Source organism: Amycolatopsis jejuensis, assembly GCF_000717335.1.
Lineage (GTDB): Bacteria > Actinomycetota > Actinomycetes > Mycobacteriales > Pseudonocardiaceae > Amycolatopsis > Amycolatopsis jejuensis.
The window spans coordinates 59,912-75,400 of sequence record NZ_JNYZ01000011.1 but is presented as its reverse complement, the minus strand read 5'-3'; the positions used below and the strand labels follow the sequence as shown (position 1 = coordinate 75,400).

Annotated in this window: 17 protein-coding genes and 1 tRNA gene; 14 read left to right on the top strand and 4 right to left on the bottom strand. The window is 68.5% G+C overall.

Features of this window, described 5'->3' with window-relative positions; genetic code table 11:
- Positions 1-15: 15 nt before the first annotated feature.
- Together OO71_RS15540 and OO71_RS15535 are read left to right on the top strand one after the other, a co-directional pair.
- Complete coding sequence (locus tag OO71_RS15540; RefSeq protein ID WP_033290484.1) at positions 16-783, top strand: trans-aconitate 2-methyltransferase; 768 nt, start codon at positions 16-18, stop codon at positions 781-783.
- Positions 784-1,362: a class I SAM-dependent methyltransferase gene (locus tag OO71_RS15535; RefSeq protein WP_033290483.1), complete on the top strand. Its 579-nt coding sequence runs from the start codon at positions 784-786 to the stop codon at positions 1,360-1,362. It begins immediately after the preceding gene.
- A gap of 172 nt (positions 1,363-1,534) precedes the next feature.
- Here the strand turns inward: OO71_RS15535 and OO71_RS15530 are convergent, their stop codons facing one another.
- Positions 1,535-1,714, bottom strand: a complete 180-nt coding sequence (locus OO71_RS15530) for a hypothetical protein (protein ID WP_033290482.1) — start codon at positions 1,712-1,714, stop codon at positions 1,535-1,537.
- Between the two features lie 164 nt (positions 1,715-1,878).
- On the opposite strand from OO71_RS15530, the gene OO71_RS15525 reads away from it, so the two are divergent.
- Positions 1,879-1,951: transfer RNA gene (locus tag OO71_RS15525), tRNA-Asn, on the top strand.
- A gap of 286 nt (positions 1,952-2,237) precedes the next feature.
- The gene (locus OO71_RS50105; RefSeq protein ID WP_156096316.1) at positions 2,238-2,543 is read left to right on the top strand and encodes a hypothetical protein; all 306 of its coding nucleotides are present in this window, start codon (positions 2,238-2,240) and stop codon (positions 2,541-2,543) included.
- Here the strand turns inward: OO71_RS50105 and OO71_RS51625 are convergent.
- Positions 2,530-2,700 carry a hypothetical protein gene (locus OO71_RS51625; RefSeq protein WP_211260532.1) on the bottom strand — a complete coding sequence of 57 codons (171 nt, stop codon included), beginning with the start codon at positions 2,698-2,700 and terminating at the stop codon, positions 2,530-2,532. The genes OO71_RS50105 and OO71_RS51625 overlap by 14 nt on opposite strands.
- Before the next feature lie 526 nt (positions 2,701-3,226).
- On the opposite strand from OO71_RS51625, the gene OO71_RS47430 reads away from it, so the two are divergent.
- The 4 genes from OO71_RS47430 (at position 3,227) to OO71_RS15505 (ending at position 8,034) form a co-directional block, all read left to right on the top strand.
- Entirely contained in the window at positions 3,227-3,892 is a 666-nt protein-coding gene (locus OO71_RS47430) for a TetR/AcrR family transcriptional regulator (RefSeq protein WP_051791595.1), read from the top strand.
- Positions 3,893-4,003: 111 nt separating this feature from the next.
- Positions 4,004-5,134 (top strand): serine hydrolase domain-containing protein, encoded by a 1,131-nt coding sequence (locus tag OO71_RS15515; protein ID WP_033290481.1) that lies wholly within the window; start codon positions 4,004-4,006, stop codon positions 5,132-5,134.
- Positions 5,135-5,159: 25 nt separating this feature from the next.
- Positions 5,160-6,560 (top strand): aminopeptidase P N-terminal domain-containing protein, encoded by a 1,401-nt coding sequence (locus OO71_RS15510; protein WP_051791594.1) that lies wholly within the window; start codon positions 5,160-5,162, stop codon positions 6,558-6,560.
- Positions 6,561-6,600: 40 nt separating this feature from the next.
- Positions 6,601-8,034, top strand: coding sequence for an MFS transporter (locus tag OO71_RS15505; RefSeq protein WP_051791593.1), 1,434 nt, complete (start codon positions 6,601-6,603; stop codon positions 8,032-8,034).
- Between the two features lie 41 nt (positions 8,035-8,075).
- Here the strand turns inward: OO71_RS15505 and OO71_RS15500 are convergent, their stop codons facing one another.
- On the bottom strand, positions 8,076-9,488 hold the full coding sequence (locus tag OO71_RS15500; RefSeq protein WP_033290480.1) for an amidase: 1,413 nt from the start codon (positions 9,486-9,488) through the stop codon (positions 8,076-8,078).
- A gap of 70 nt (positions 9,489-9,558) precedes the next feature.
- Complete coding sequence (locus OO71_RS15495; RefSeq protein WP_033290479.1) at positions 9,559-10,461, bottom strand: VOC family protein; 903 nt, start codon at positions 10,459-10,461, stop codon at positions 9,559-9,561.
- A gap of 120 nt (positions 10,462-10,581) precedes the next feature.
- Here OO71_RS15495 and OO71_RS15490 point away from each other — a divergent pair, with 120 nt between their 5' ends.
- The 6 genes from OO71_RS15490 to OO71_RS15465 all read left to right on the top strand — a co-directional run bounded on the left by OO71_RS15490 (position 10,582) and on the right by OO71_RS15465 (position 15,460).
- Positions 10,582-11,265, top strand: a complete 684-nt coding sequence (locus OO71_RS15490) for a GntR family transcriptional regulator (protein ID WP_051791592.1) — start codon at positions 10,582-10,584, stop codon at positions 11,263-11,265.
- Positions 11,266-11,366: 101 nt separating this feature from the next.
- Positions 11,367-12,212, top strand: coding sequence for a fumarylacetoacetate hydrolase family protein (locus OO71_RS15485; protein ID WP_033290478.1), 846 nt, complete (start codon positions 11,367-11,369; stop codon positions 12,210-12,212).
- The gene (locus OO71_RS15480) at positions 12,209-13,069 is read left to right on the top strand and encodes a fumarylacetoacetate hydrolase family protein (RefSeq protein ID WP_033290477.1); all 861 of its coding nucleotides are present in this window, start codon (positions 12,209-12,211) and stop codon (positions 13,067-13,069) included. The genes OO71_RS15485 and OO71_RS15480 overlap by 4 nt, the downstream gene beginning before the upstream one ends.
- Positions 13,054-13,350, top strand: a complete 297-nt coding sequence (locus OO71_RS15475; RefSeq protein WP_033290476.1) for a putative quinol monooxygenase — start codon at positions 13,054-13,056, stop codon at positions 13,348-13,350. Before OO71_RS15480 ends, OO71_RS15475 begins: the two co-directional genes overlap by 16 nt.
- On the top strand, positions 13,347-14,705 hold the full coding sequence (locus tag OO71_RS15470) for an NAD-dependent succinate-semialdehyde dehydrogenase (RefSeq protein WP_033290797.1): 1,359 nt from the start codon (positions 13,347-13,349) through the stop codon (positions 14,703-14,705). The genes OO71_RS15475 and OO71_RS15470 overlap by 4 nt, the downstream gene beginning before the upstream one ends.
- An 8-nt stretch (positions 14,706-14,713) precedes the next feature.
- Positions 14,714-15,460, top strand: a complete 747-nt coding sequence (locus OO71_RS15465) for an SDR family NAD(P)-dependent oxidoreductase (RefSeq protein WP_033290475.1) — start codon at positions 14,714-14,716, stop codon at positions 15,458-15,460.
- The last annotated feature ends 29 nt before the right edge of the window (positions 15,461-15,489 follow it).

Genomic DNA, 15,489 nt, shown 5'->3' with positions numbered 1-15,489 from the left:
TACTGGGAGGCAGCGATGTGGGATCCGGCGAAGTACCTCGACTACTCCGACCTGCGCGGACGGCCGTTTTTTGACCTGATCGGGCGGATTTCGGCGGAAGCCCCCCGACGGGTGACGGACCTGGGCTGCGGTCCGGGCACGCTCACGCTCGACCTGGCCCGCCGCTGGCCCGGCGCACTGCTGGAGGCGGTGGACAGCTCGCCGGAGATGGTCGCCGCGGCTCGGGAACGCGGGGTGGCCGCCGAGGTCGGCGACGTGCGGTCGTGGACGCCGAAGCCGGACACCGACGTGGTGGTGTCGAACGCGGTCCTGCAGTGGGTGCCCGGACACGAGGACCTGCTGCGCCGCTGGGCCACGCAGCTGCCGCCGGACGCGGTGCTCGCGGTGCAGGTCCCGGGTAACTTCGCCGCTCCGTCACACGCGATCAGCCGTCAGCTGGCGGCCACGCCGAAGTGGTCGGAGCGGCTGCCGGGCGTTTCGCTGCGAGCCGAGGACGCGGTGGGTACGCCACGGGACTACGCGGACCTCCTCGCCGACGCGGGCTGCGTGGTGGATGCGTGGGAAACCACGTACGTACAACAACTTTCCGGCCCGCGGGCGGTGCTGGAGTGGATCACCGGAACCGCACTGCGCCCCATCCGGGCCGCGCTCGGGGACGCGGAGTGGGACGAATTCCGCGACGACCTCGCCCCGCTTCTCGACGAGGCGTACCCGCCGCGCCCGGACGGCACGACGTGGTTCGAATTCCGGCGGATCTTTTTCGTGGCACGGATTCCGGGCTGAATGCCGTACTGGAACACGAACGTCGCGCGGCACCGGGACATCCTGCGCGCCGTACCCGCGCAGTGCGCCGCGGCCTTGGACGTCGGCTGCGGAGACGGCCTGCTCGTCCGCAAGCTGACCGGTCCGGCGCGGCACGTGACCGGCATCGACAAATCGCCCGAGATGATCGCCCGCGCCCGCGAACTCGGCGGCACGTTCATCGAGGCCGATTTCCTGACCGCTGACCTGCCCGTCGAGGGGTACGACTTCGTGTGCTCGGTGGCAACCGTCCATCACCTGGACTACGAAGCCGCCCTGTCGCGCATGCGCGACCTGCTGCGTCCCGGCGGCAGACTGGTGGTGGTCGGCCTCGCACGGGAAGCAAGCGTGGCGGACTGGGCGGTGACGATCGCCGCGGCGCCGATCGTGCGGACGGTCAAGGTGGTGCGCCGCGCCAGCGGTCCGGAGGGCATGCCGGCGATGCCACCGCAGATGAGCGACGCCGAAGTCCGGTCGACGGCTGCGCGGCTCCTGCCCGGCGTGCGGTACCGGCGGCATGTACTCCGCCGGTACTCGCTGACCTGGGAAAAGCCCGGCTGACCTTCGCGCGCCGCGACCCGGGGATCAGCCCGTTCCGCCCGGCTGAACGGTGCGCGGTCCCGGGTCAGCCGTTGGCCCGGCCGATCGGTGCGCGATCTCCGGTCAGCCGTTGGCCCGGCCGATCGGTGCGCGATCTCCGGTCAGCCGTTGGCCCGGCCGATCGGTCGTGCGGTCAGCCGTTTCCCCGGCTGAACTTCTCGCCCAGTTTCGCCCGCGCCACTCCGGCGGCGCCCTGGACCATCGGATGGTCGGCCAGTTTGCGGTAGGTGCGCACGATCTGCTCGTACCGTCCCCGGCCGGCCTTGGTACCCAGCACGTATCCCAGGCCCACGCCCAGCAGGAACTTCTTCATCGGCGGCCACCCCTCTCGTCAGCAGGACTTCCGACTGTCCATTATCCAGCACAGTCCAGTGTGCGCGGGCCCTCTCCGCACCGGACCCCCCTGCGCGCGAGCTGCCGGGCATGCGTTAAAGTCTTTCCTGTCAGCCCGGAGAGATCCAGGCGGCGGAGCGACAATCCCCTGTAGCTCAACTGGCAGAGCATTCGGCTGTTAACCGGAGGGTTCTTGGTTCGAGTCCAAGCGGGGGAGCGCAAGCCCAGGCCAGGCGGCCTGGGCTTTTTCTTTGCGCGCAGGCCGGACTCTCCAGAAACTCTCCAGATCGCTGGGCCCGTAACCGGCTCGCCGTGATCTTCGCCGGGGCCGACCATGATCACGTCGAGCGCGGCTGTGGTGACCTCATTCGGGGCGTACCGGACAAGCCGCCTTCAGAACATCGAAGCCGCACAGGTCGAACGCCCCGCGCAGCCGGTGGCCCATCGTTGGTGGGTCCTGCCATCCGACTCCAGGCGAAGGGAAGAGTGGGCTGGCGTCGTCTGTGATCTTCAAGCGTCGTCAGGTGGGCGCTGACCATCCCGGAACGAGAAGGTCAAGATTTCTCGTCGCCGAATCTCCGGTAATCGAACTCGCGCTGGCCTTGGCCGTCCGGCCGAACGAGGCGCTTGCGGATCAGGACCCGCACCTTGCCGTCCTAGACGATGACGTTTCCCCCCGTTGCGGACAGCAGTTCGCCGATCCGGGAACCCATCGTCAGCACGAATTCCCGGCGGTGCCGCCGGTTGCCGACGAACTCGTCCTCGGCGTCGGTCGGACCCGTATGAAAGCCGTGTTCAGGGTTTGGTGAGCTGGCTCGGCGGCTGGCCGATCTGCACCCGCTTGAGCGTGATGGTCGCACCGAGCTCTCCAGGCGCGGAGTCGCCCTCGCGCTTGATCGCAGGAAGGTCGAATCCGCACGGTGTGCTGGTCGTCTCGGCGTCGCGCTGGCCGATGAAATGTGCCATCGGAATCGGTGACTACGCACACCAGCTTCGTCGGGATGGCATCGACAGCGTCATCGCTGCTGGTGAGGACGACGGTGAGTGTGACCGCGAGGCCGACCATGACGACGACCGCAGCAGCGGCGAGGACAATCGGTGAGAATGCGCACCGACCTCGCCCCGGCTGCGAATGGGGTGGTTGGAGACCGTCGCTTTCGTGACCCGTCTCGTTCCCCGGCCCGTTTGCCTCAGTAGGAAGGAGACAGGCACCAGCAGTAACTCGGAGTAACCGGAAGGTGGCCATTCGACAAAGGTGGCCAGGAGAGGAGCGGCAATCCCAGCAGCCATCGAGGATGGAGCCGCATCGGCTCGACAAGACCGGGCGCTCCTGGACCGGGCAGGCAGAGACGCTCTCCGAGTTGCTCGGCCGCCCGGTACAACGCCTCCTGTCGAAGTTGCTGATCGGTGCCCCGAAAAGCGCCTGGGATCGGGCCACCGGGCCGGTCCGTAAGGTGTGCAGTGGACACCGACATGGCACCGAGGGGGCACTGTGGCAGAACCGGCGCGCCGGACCAGAGGGGAGTCTGCCGGGCTTACCCGGGAGGCCATTGTCGCGGCTGCGGAGGTCGTTGCCGAGCGGTCCGGGGTCGCCAAGTTGTCCCTGCGGGCCGTTGCGGCCGAGCTTGGGGTCAGCGCGCCCGCGATCTACAACCACGTCCGTGACCGGGACGAGCTGCTCGACGCCGTCGCCGATGCGTTCGTGTTCCGGAAGGTGCTGCGGCGGCTTCCGCGGGCCGGGGAGCCGCTCGAGCGGGTCCGGGTGGTTGCGCGGCGGCTGCGCAAGGCCGGGATCGAGCATCCGGGGCTCCTGTCCGCGATCGTCGGCTACATCCCCGAGCAGGTGCCTTCCGCGCAGATGGACTGTGCCCAGCTGATCGTCTCGGACCTGCTCGAGGCGGGCGCGGCGCCGGACCGCGTGATCCTGATCTATCGCGCCGTCGTGACCCTGTGCATCGGTGACGCGATCGGTGTCGCGAACTACGCGCGCCCTCGTGCTGTGTCTCTTGACGACCGGCTCGAACGCCACTTGAACGCCGACCGGTACGCGGTGCTCCACGGCTACCTGCGCAGTGCGGCCCAGCCCGAAGATCCCCGGACTTTCGACAAGCAGCTGGACCTCGTCCTCCATGAGCTGATGCCGTCCGCTGCCGGGTGACCGGCTGCTGGAAGCCTTTGCCGCACTGAAGAATCGACGGTCGTTCCCTCTTGCGCTTCAAATTTACACTGTTAATATCGGACGACCGTTGCCGCTACGCCGGGAGTCCGCATGACATTCGATGCCGAGAAGGTCCGTGAGATCGCCGCCGCCCAGCTGGCGGGCGACCCGGAAGGGGGTGCGGCGCTGTGCGTTGTGGTCGGCGGGGTCGAAGTCCTCAACGAGACGTGGGGGCTGGCGGGCGCTGAGACGCCGTACACCGCCGACACGCTGCAGATCGCCCAGAGCATGGGCAAAGGCGTGGTCGGGGCGGTCGCGGCGCTCCTGATCTCCCGCGGGCAGCTCGATCCGGACGCGCGGGTGGCGTCGTACTGGCCCGAGTTCGGGACCCCGGACAAGCGGGAAATCACGGTGTCCCAACTGCTTTCGCATCAGACCGGCCTGCTCTACCTGGACGACACGATGCCCCTCGGCCTCACTGCGGACCGCGAGAAACTCGCCGCGGCGCTGATCGCGCAAGCTCCGGCATGGGAACCGGGGACCAAGATCGGGTACAGCCCGCAGACGTTCGGGAACTACGCCGACTTCCTCTTCGAGCGAGCGTCCGGCACCGGTTTCGCGGGCCTGTTGCAGGACATCACCGGCGCGCTCGGGACCGAAATGTACGTCGGATTGCCGGTGGGGCAACGACATCGGGCTGCGCGCGTGCTCGGTGCGCCCGGCGGGGCCATCGCGGAACCGCTGATGGCGGTGATCGAGGCCGACCCGGACAGCTTGTTCGCGCGAATCGCGCGCAACATCCCGGAGTCACTGCCCGACCCGATGCCGGCGGTCAACGGCGAGGCCATCTGCGAGGCCTTCATGCCTGCGGCCAACATGTTCGCCAGTGCAAGGGATTTCGCACACCTGTATGGCGCGTTGAACACCGCGTTGAGCGGCGAGCCGTCACCACTCTGGTCCCGCGAAGCTGTCGAACGGGCCACGACCGAGATCGTGCACGGTACCGATGTCGTGCTGTCGCAGGAGACCGCGTTCGCGTTGGCTTTCCAGAAGCCCAGCACCACCTATCCGCTCGGCCGGAGCCCGCGCGCATTCGGGCACGGTGGCGCAGGAGGTTCGCTTGCCATGGCTGATCCCGACGCCGGTTTCGCCCTGTGCTGGATGGCCACACGCTACGGATCGGAAGTCTTCGACCGACGCCAGGCCGCGGTGTTGAACGCCGTCTATTCGGCACTGAACTGAACCCCGAAGGGAGGAAAACGTGACCATGCCGGAAATCTGGGGTGACGCCGAGCTCATCGCGCTGCTCGAAGAGTCGTCAGCGGCAGGCCGGATGTCGCCGGGGTTGCTGCGGGCCATGACGCAAGGCTGGTCGGTACCCGCGAGCGACGCGACGGAGTGGAGTGGCGCCGCCGTCCGGCGGGCTCGGCGCGCGCTGATCGCGGCGGATTTCCCTGGGACGACGCTGGTTGTTCCGGCCGGGCGGCCGGCTACGCGCACGAACGATCTGCCTTTCGCGTTCCGTCCGGGGACGGACCACATGTGGCTGGCCGGGCCGACCGAACCCGGCTCGGTGCTGGTCATCGGGCCGGACGGCGAAGCGCTCTACCTGGCCGAACAACCGCCGCTGGGTGACCCGAAGGCGGTGCTCGGCGCGCACGGACCGCTCGTCGAAGGCCCGCGTGAGACCCGTGCGGCGGCGGCGATCCGGCTCGGGATCGAGACCCGGCCGCTCGACGAACTCGACCAGCGGCTCCCCGGGGCGAAGGCGGTCCGCGGCCTCGATCCGCGCGTCGACGCCCTCGTCGCGGACGATGGCCGCGAACTCGAGAAGCAGCTCGCCCGGCGTCGGCTGCACAAGGATGCGTACGAGATCGCGCAACTGCGCTTGACCGCAGAGGCGACGGTCGAGGGTTTCGCGGCGGTGGCCCGAGCCTTGCCCGAAGCGGTCCGGTATGGCGAAGCTTTCATCGAAGGCGTTTTCACCCAGCAAGCCCGGACGCGAGGCCGCGGACTTGCGTACACGCCCGTCGTCGGAGGCGGGCACCGGGCGACGATTCTTCACTGGCAGCGCAACGATCAGCCGATCGGACCCGGGGAGTTGCTCCTGCTCGACGCCGGTGTCGAAGGCCCCGAGCTGTACGCCGCCGACGTTGCCCGGACGATGCCGGTGTCCGGTCGCTACAGCTCCGTCCAGCGGGACGTCTACGACATCGTCCACGCGGCTCATCAGGCCGCGCTCGATGCTGCGCGGCCGGGAAAGTCCTTTATGGACCCGCACCACGCGGCGCAAAGCGTGCTGGGAGAAGGCCTGCGCAGCCTCGGTGTGTTGCCCCATCCGGCCTTCGACGGTCTCGCCGCCGGGGAACGTCCCTGGCGATGGACGTTGCACGTCACGAGTCACATGCTCGGCGCCGACGTGCACGACAGCCTTGTGGTGGCAGGGGAATACGCCGCCGGGACGATCGAGCCGGGGCACGTCCTCGCGATCGAGCCGGGGCTGTACTTCTCGCCGTTCGACGAGTACGTGCCCGAGCAGCTACGCGGGATTGGCGTGCGGATCGAGGACAACGTCGTCGTGGAAGCCGACGGTATCGAGGTGCTGACCGCTGCATTGCCGACGTCCGCCGGGGACGTCGAGGACTGGGTTGCCGCTTGCGCTGAATGAGGCCGAAAACGGGGGGTCCGTTCGTTCCTGAGGAGGAATTGTGCCTGAATCCCGTTCGGGGTCCAAAGCTGCGGCGATCTTCGTGCTCGCCGCGCTCACCGTGGCGATCGGTGCGCTGGAAAGCATGCCGATACCTGCCTTGCCGCTGATCCAGCGTGAGCTCGGGCTGGATCCGGCGCAGGCGGCGCTGCTCACCACGACATTGCTGCTGACCGGGTCGGTCACGATGCCGATCATCGCCAAGCTTGCCGACGCCCGCGGCGGGTTGCGGGTGCTGGTGGCGTTGTCGTGGTGCATTGTCGTGGGCGGGGCGGTGTCCGCGTTCGCCGGTTCGCTGCCGTTGATGGTGTTCGGGCAGTTCATGCAGGGCCTCGGGATTGCCGTCGTGCCGGTGTCGTTCGTGGTGGTGCGGGAGTTGTTCCCGGAGCGGATGGCGGTGGCGGTCGGGGTGATCACCGGGTGTTTCACGGTCGGTGGCGGGGTCGGGGTCCTGTCCGCCGGACCGCTGGCCGACGCGTGGTCCCGGCGCTGGATGTTCCTGCTGCCGACGTTGCTGGTCACGGTACTGGCGTTCGTCGCGCAGTTCGCGTTCCGGCGGGCGGCTCGTCCCGGGTCGGCGGCCCGGCTGGACTGGGCGGGCGCTGTGCTGCTGGCTGGTGCGCTCGCGGCGTTGACGTTGAATCTGGCGTGGATTCCGCAGAACGGCTGGTTTTCCGCTCCGACGGGGATTCTGCTGGTGCTGACGCTCGTGTTCGGCACAGCCTGGGTGGTCGTGGAACGCCGGGTCGCCGATCCGATGGTGGACCTGCGGATGCTGGGGCGTCGGGGAGTGTGGAGTTCGAGCGTCGTCGCGGCCGTGCTGGGGGTGGGGTACGCGGTGCCGTACTTCCTCTTCCCGCAGCTGCTCGCGATGCCGCCGTCGGTGGCCGGATTCGGTTTCGGTGCGTCGGCCAGCGTCATCAGTTTGTACCTGTTCCCGGCGGTTGCGGTGGCGGTACTCGTCGGTCCGGTGACCGGGCTGCTGGTGCGCCGGGTCGGTTCGCGGGCCGTCGTGGCGGGCGGGCTGGTGGTGACGGGGTGCGGGATCGTGTTCGCGGCGTTCTGGCACAGCGCGCCGTGGCACATCGTGGTCAGCATGCTGCTGACGATCGGGCTGGGCGTCGGGGCCGCGTTCACCGCGCTGTACACCGGGGTGATCGATGCGGTCGAGGCAGCCGACACCGGGGTCGCGACGGCGATCAACGGCATCGCCCGCGGGATCGGGTTGTCGCTGGGGGTGCAGTTGTCGGCGGTGATCATTTCGGCGGGCGCCGATCCTTCGACGCACCTTCCCAGCGAAGCGTCCTTCCGGACCGGATTCTTCCTGTCTGCCGTGCTCGTCCTGATTCCGTTGGCGGTGGTGCGTTTCGTACCGGGCAGCCGGGCGGTCGCCGGCCTGGTGCGCAGTGCGAAAGCCCGCGAGGCCACGCACTGATCGGGGTCATCGAACCCGCCGCGGTCTCTGCCGGACGGGGTTCAGAGGGCAGGCCGCCGGTTCCCGTACCCGGTGGCCTGCTCGAAAGCGTGCGCCGCGCGCAACAGCCCCAGCTCACCCCGATGTGGCGCGATCATCTGCAATCCCACCGGACGTCCGTCGGCCGTGAAGCCCGCCGGTACCGACATGGCCGGGCAGAAGGTCGCCGAAATGCTGTACGCTGAACGCATCCACTCCAGATAGTCCTGCATCGGCTGTCCGGCAACGGTTTCCGGGTACTCCCACTCCACCGGGAACGGTGGTACCTGGCTCACCGGCGCGAGCAGCAGGTCGTACTGCGCGAAGAACGCCTTGGCCACAGCCATGAGCTGGGCTTGGCGGATCTGCGCGCGGGCCACGTCGGCGCCGGAAAGCGTTGCGCCGTAAGCGATGTTGTCGGCCAACGTCTTCTTCATCCGCCCGGGATGCGCTTCGAGTACGCTGCCCAGTTCGGCCTGGAAGAGCCAGCCGCGCAGGGTGCGGAACACCTCGTCGGCCGCCGTCAGGTCCGGGCACGCTTCTTCCACCCGGCAGCCCAGATCGGTGAACACCCGCGCGGCCGGTTCCAGCACGGCGGTCACCGCCGGGTCCACCGGCAGACCGCCCAGATCCGGGGCCCACGCCACGCGCAGGCCGGTGAGGTCGGCGTCGAGCGGCCCGGCGAACTGCTCGGCAGGCTGGTCCAGCGCGATCGGGTTGCGGTCGTCGTGGCCGGCGATGGCCGACAGGAGCAACGCGACGTCGCCGACCGTCCGGCCCATCGGGCCTTGCACGCCGAGCCCTTGCCAGGGAAGGGAAACCGGCCAGGCCGGGACGCGGCCGGGCGCCGGGCGCAGCCCGACGACGTTGCAGAACGACGCCGGATTGCGCAGCGAGCCACCCATGTCGCTGCCCTCGGCCAGCGGGACCAGCCCGGCCGCCAGCGCCGCGGCCGCCCCGCCGCTGCTGCCGCCCGCCGACAGGTCGAGCCGGTACGGATTGCGCGTCGGCCCGAACACCGGGTTCATCGTGTGCGATCCGGCAGCGAACTCGGGCACGTTCGTCTTGCCGACGCAGATCGCGCCCGCCGCACGCATCCGTTCGACGACCAGCGTGTCGCTTTCCGGTACGTGGTCGGTGAAAATTGGGGACCCGTACGTGGTGCGCACCCCGGCGACGTCGTGCGTGTCCTTGTGCGCCACCGGAATCCCGTGCAGCGGGCCGACTTCCTCGTGGTGCGCGAGCCGCTCGTCGGCAACCGCGGCCTCGGCCATCGCGCGCTCGGCGGTATGCGTGACGATGGCGTTGACCTGCGGGTTGACCTGCTCGATCCGGTCGAGATGGGCCTGCAGCACCTCGCGGGCGGACAGCTGCCGCGTGCGCAACCGCCGGGCCAGCTGCCGGGCGGAAAGGAAGCAGATCTCCTCGGCGCTCACTGGGTTCCTTCCTGCCGCGAAGACCGTGCCCGTCGAGCATGCCCAGCCATGCCCCGGACCGCAAGCCCGCTCAGCCGCCGCTGTGCAGGCCCATCATCCCGGCGGCGATGTCCTCGGGCAGCATCCAGTCCGCGGGCGGCGGCGGGCCCCAGCTGTAGAGCGACTGCGCGCCCTCGAAGACGTCCGGGGTCCAGCGCACGTCGTCGAGGATGCAGTCCAGATCGCTGTAGTACTCGGAGAAGTTGCCCGCCGGATCGCGCAGGTACCAGAACATGTTCGACCCGATGTGGTGGCGCCCCATGCCCCACGCGTGCCGCTCGGGGTGTCCGTCGAGCATCGCGGTGGCGCCGCGGCCGACGTCGTCCGCATCGGCGACCTCCCACGCCGTGTGGTGCAGGAACCGCACCGGCGCCTTCGCGACCAGCAGGTTGTGGTGGTCGGTGGAACACCGCAGGAACGACGCCTCGCCGCGGATCGAGTCGCTCAGCTTGAACCCGATGCCCTCGCGGAAGAACTTCTCGCTGGCCTCGTTGTCGAGCGAGCCCACCACCACGTGCCCGAGCTTGCGCGGGCGGACCTGCGCGGTGCGTTCGACCGCGGGGGAGCGCTCGTTGTCCGGCCGCGCGGCTCCGGGTACCGGCGCGGGCGGGATCCGCTCGGCGATCCGGGCGGTGACGGTGAGGCCAGTGCCCGGATCGGCCGCCCGTACCGCGTCTTCACCCTTGGTGGCGTCGATGCCGAGCCCGGCCAGCTGCCGGGTGATGCGGTCGAGGTCGTCCTGGTCGTCGACGCCGACCACCAGGTCGAGCAGCCGCCGCCGGTCCGCGTGCACCACGGTGAGCTGCGGGCCGCCGTCCACCGTCGCGAGCCGACCGTCCGGCAGCGGGTCGAGCCCGAACTGCCGGTAGTACTCCCGCGTCGCGGCGACGTCGGGAACTCCCATCGTCACCCCCACCAAACGCTGCAGGGCCATCGCTGTTCTCCCGTCATCCGAACCTGCGCCGACGCTAACAACCGAGCCTTCGTTGCACAATCGATTTTAGCGACTGTATCGTTTTTCATGCCGTTGGAGGTTTGCTGATATCGTTATCGGATGGCACGACGAGGATCTGCGAACACCCTGAGCTTGGACGTCTACGCACAGTTGCGGGATGCGATCCTGAGCGGACAGGTGGAGCCCGGCAGCAAGCTGAAGCCGACGGAGCTGCGGGAACGCTACGAGGTGAGCCTCTCGGTGGTCCGCGAGGCGCTCACCCGGCTGGCCGAACAGCGGCTGGTCCACGCCGAGCCGAACCTCGGGTTTTCCGTCGCCCCGCTGTCGGCCGAGCACCTGCGCACGCTGGTCGAAGCGCGGTGCGCCATCGAAGGTCTCACGCTCCGGATGTCGGTGGAACGCGGGGATGTCGACTGGGAATCGCGGGTGCTCGCCGTGCACCACCGGCTGGACCGCACGCCGATCCGGCTCGACGACGGCCAGGTCAACCCGGCTTGGCTGGCGGTGCACGGGGAGTTCCATGCGGCGCTGCTGGAGGCGTGCGGCAACGATCTGCTGCGCGGGATCTGCTCGTCGCTGTTCGACATGGCCGAGCTTTACCGCCGCTGGAACGAGAACGGTGATCCGTCCGGCCGTGACGTCGGGCAGGAGCACCGCGATCTCTCCGCCGCTGCCCTCGATCACAACGCCGAACTGGCGGAGAAGCTGCTCGGCGAGCACATCCGGCGGACCAGGGAGATCGCGATGCGTAACATCCCGGCGCTGCGGGACACCTCCTCGTAAGAATCGATTCTTAACACTCTACTCGATTACACTCTTCCCAGTCGCTTGTTCGCGTGCTACGTTCCTATCGATTCTGTGGTCGACAATCGCTAGGAGCCGGGATGCGGATCGCGAACGACGCCGGACGGCTGGTCCTCGTGCGGGACGGCGGGGGCCTCGACGTGGAGAAGGCGAGCTCGGGGCTCTTCGGCTCCGACCCGCAGGAGGTCTACGAGCGCTGGGCGGAGTTCACCGAATGGGCCCGCACGGCCGGCGGTGACCTGCTCCCGATCGCGCCCGGCACACTCGGCCCGCCGGCGCCCCGGCCGCGTCAGGTGTTCGCGATCGGGCTGAACTACCGGGCGCACGCGGAGGAATCCGCGCTCGCCGAGCCGGAGTTCCCGGCCACCTTCACGAAGTTCCCCACGTCGTTCACCGGGGCGTACCACGAAATCGGCCTGCCGAGCGACACTGTCGACTGGGAGGTCGAGCTGGTCGTCGTGCTCGGGGCGCGGGCGCACCGCGTGTCCGCCGCGCACGGCTGGGACCACGTCGCCGGGGTCACCGTGGGGCAGGACCTCAGCGAGCGGACTGTCCAATTGCGACCGCCGGTACCCCAGTTCTCGCTCGGCAAATCGTTTCCCGGGTTTTCGCCGACCGGTCCAGAACTCGTCACACCCGACGAGCTGCCCGATCGCGACGACCTGACGATCGAATGCACGATCGACGGCGAAAGCGTCCAGTCTTCGCGGACCGCGCAGATGATCTTCCCGGTGCCGGAACTGATCGAGAAACTGTCGTCGATTTGCCCGCTGCTGCCCGGGGACGTCATTTTCACCGGCACCCCGGAAGGTGTCGGGGCGGCGCGTGAACCGAAACGATTCCTGCGGCACGGCGAGGTGCTCGAAAGCCGGATCGGTGGCGTCGGGGTCATGCGCAACCGCGTCGTGCGGGATGCGGACCAGTGAAGTACGTGCGTTATGCCCCGGCGGGCGGCGGGGCGTCGCGGGTCGGCGTGCTGGTGGACGGCGAGGTTGCCGACGCGGGGTTCGACGGAGACATGGTGGAGTTCATCGAGGCGGGCGCACCCGCCGGGCAGTGGCATTCGGTGGGTGCCGTCCGATTGCTTGCGCCATTGCGGCCGCGGTCGATGCGGGATTTCCTGCAGTTCAAAGGACATCTCGACAATGCGTTCGCCCGGCTCGGCCGCGAGATTCCCGCCGAGTTCTACACGGTTCCGGCGTATTACAAGGGAATGCCGGACACGGTGATCGGCCCGGGAGACGTGATTCCTTGGCCTGCCTATACCGAACGGCTCGATCACGAGCTGGAACTGGCGTGTGTGATCGGTTCGGCGGGACGGGATATTGCCGCGGCGGACGCGTCTTCGCACATTTTCGGCTGGACCATCTGGAACGACGTCTCGGCACGCGATGTGCAGACGCGGGAATTGCCGCTGGCGCTCGGGCCGGGTAAGGCGAAGGACTGGGACGGTTCGAACGTGCTCGGGCCGTGCATCGTGACCGCCGACGAGGTGGACGGCACGGACCTGGCCATGGCGGTGCGGGTGAACGGCGAGGAATGGGGTCGTGACCGGTCGTCGACGATGCAGCACGGGTTTCCCGAGCTGATCGACTACGTCTCCCGTGGCCAGACGCTGTATCCCGGCGAACTGCTCGGCTCGGGCACGGCCGCGGCGGGGTCCGGGCTCGAGATCGACCGCTGGGTCCGGCCCGGCGACGTCGTCGAGATGGAGATCGAAGGAATCGGCGTACTCGCCAACGAGATCGGGAAGAAAGGACAGCCGACATGGCATTCGTCGTGACCGCGGTGTGGACCGCGCAGGCCGGGGCGGAGGACGAGGTGGCGGCGGCGGTCGCGCAGCTCGTGGAACCGTCGCGGGCCGAACCGGGCAATCTGTTCTACCAGCCGCACCGGGATCCCGAGGACCCGCGCCGGTTCTTCTTCTACGAGCAATACGCCGACCGAGCCGGCTATGAGGCGCACGGCAGCTCGGAGCATTTCCAGAAATGGGGCTTCGGTACGGCCATTCCGCTGCTCGAATCGCGGGAACGCTGGTTTTACGAGACGTGGGAACCGGCGTGACCATCGCGAGTACCGACCCGGTCACCGGTGAGGTGTGGGCGCGTTACCCGGCACTCGATGCGTCGGCGATCGAGCGCCGGCTTGCGGACGCGGACCGGGTCTGGCGCGGTTACCGGCGGACCGGATTCGCGCAGCGGCGGGCGTGGCTGGTGCGCGCGGCGGAATTGCTCGATGCGCGGGTCGAGGAATTCGCGGTGCTGGCTGCCCGGGAAATGGGTAAACCTCTCGCCGAAGGCAGGGCCGAGGTCTCCAAATGTGCGCGAGCGTGCCGGTATTACGCCGAGCACGGGGAGAAGTTTCTGGCGCCGGAACCGGCTGATGCCGCTGCGGTCGGCGCCGGGGAGGCCGGGGTCCGGTGGCAGCCGCTCGGACCGGTGCTCGCGGTGATGCCGTGGAACTACCCGTTCTGGCAGGTGGTCCGGTTCGCTGCGCCCGCGTTGATGGCGGGGAATGTGGCGTTGGTGAAACCGGCGTCGAACGTACCGGGTTGTGCGCTCGCGCTGGAAAAACTGTTTGCCGACGCCGGATTTCCCGCGCAGGTGTATCAGACGTTGCTGATCGGGTCGGCGGCAGTCTCGGCGGTCATTGCGGATTCTCGCGTTGCGGCGGTGACGTTGACCGGCAGCGGGGCCGCGGGTCGCGCGGTCGGCGAAGCGGCCGGGCGGGCGGTCAAGAAGGTGGTTCTCGAACTCGGCGGCAGTGACCCGTTCATCGTGTTGCCTTCCGCGGATATCGAACAAGCTGCGTCTGTCGCGGTGCGATCACGGTTTCAGAATGCCGGACAGAGCTGTATCTCGGCGAAACGGTTCATCGTGCATCGGGATTGTCACGACGAATTCGTCGCCGCGGTGGTGAGTCGGGCTTCGGCGTTACGCGTCGGCGATCCGTCCGCAGTGGACACCGACCTGGGGCCGATGGCCACCGCTACGGACGAGCTGGGTGAGCTGGTCGAGGATGCGGCTGCTCTTGGTGCAGCGGTCCTTTGTGGAGGGAAGCCGGAAGGCCGGTTCTTTCCGCCGACGGTGGTCGCTGGGGTCACGAGCGAGATGCGGCTGTACCACGAGGAAGCATTCGGTCCGGTGGCGTCGATCATCTCGGTCAATTCTCTCGACGAGGCCATCGAGGTCGCCAACAGCACGGAATTCGGGCTCGGCGCGGCTGCCTGGACTCGCGATATCGGGGAACAAGACCGGCTGGTCGACGAACTCGAGGCCGGGGCGGTGTTCGTGAACGGGATGACGGCGTCGTATCCGGAACTGCCGTTCGGGGGAGTGAAAGCCTCCGGGTACGGCCGGGAGCTGGCGGCGTTCGGAATCCGTGAGTTCTGCAACGCGAAAACCGTGTGGAAAGCGTAGGAGGTGTCATGCCCACCACGATCATCACCGGCGGGACCGGCGGAATCGGTACCGAGACCGCGTTACACCTGCTGGACACACAGCCGGACCGGCACGTCGCGCTCGTCGACCTGCATGCCGATGCGGTGCCGGATCTCCTGTCCGTCCACTCCGGACGAGTCCGGGTTTACCCCTGTGACGTCACCGATCCTGCTTCGGTGGCTGCGGTCGCCGAAGCTGCCGGCGCGGAGTTTCCTCCGGCCGATTCGCTGGTGAATGCAGCCGGGACCGTCCACAATGACCCGAGTGCGGAGATCCCGATCGAGGCGTTCCGGCGGATGATGTCGGTGCACGTCGACGGAACCCTGTTGTGGTGTCAGCAATTCGCGCGGGTGCTCACCGACGGGCAGCCGGGCGCAGTCGTCAACCTCGGTTCGATTGCCGGTCTTTTCGGGCATCCACGCCGGATTGCCTATGCGGCAGCGAAAGCGGCCATCCATTCGATGACGAAAACGCTGGCCGTGGAATGGGCGGCGCGCGGAATCCGCGTGAACGCCGTGACGCCGGGCTACATCGGCACCCCGATGATGAAGGAGGTGGCACGGCTCGGACTGGTGGACGACACGGTGGCCGCGGGCTGGACCGCAATGAAGCGGCTCGGTACGCCCGCCGAGGTCGCGCAGGCCATTGCCTTCCTGCTGGGGGCGGCAGCAGGGTACATCACCGGGCACATTCTCGCCGTGGACGGCGGTTTTTCCGTTCTCAAGGCCGAATAGCCGGCCTGGGGGGATTCCCTTCCCATTCC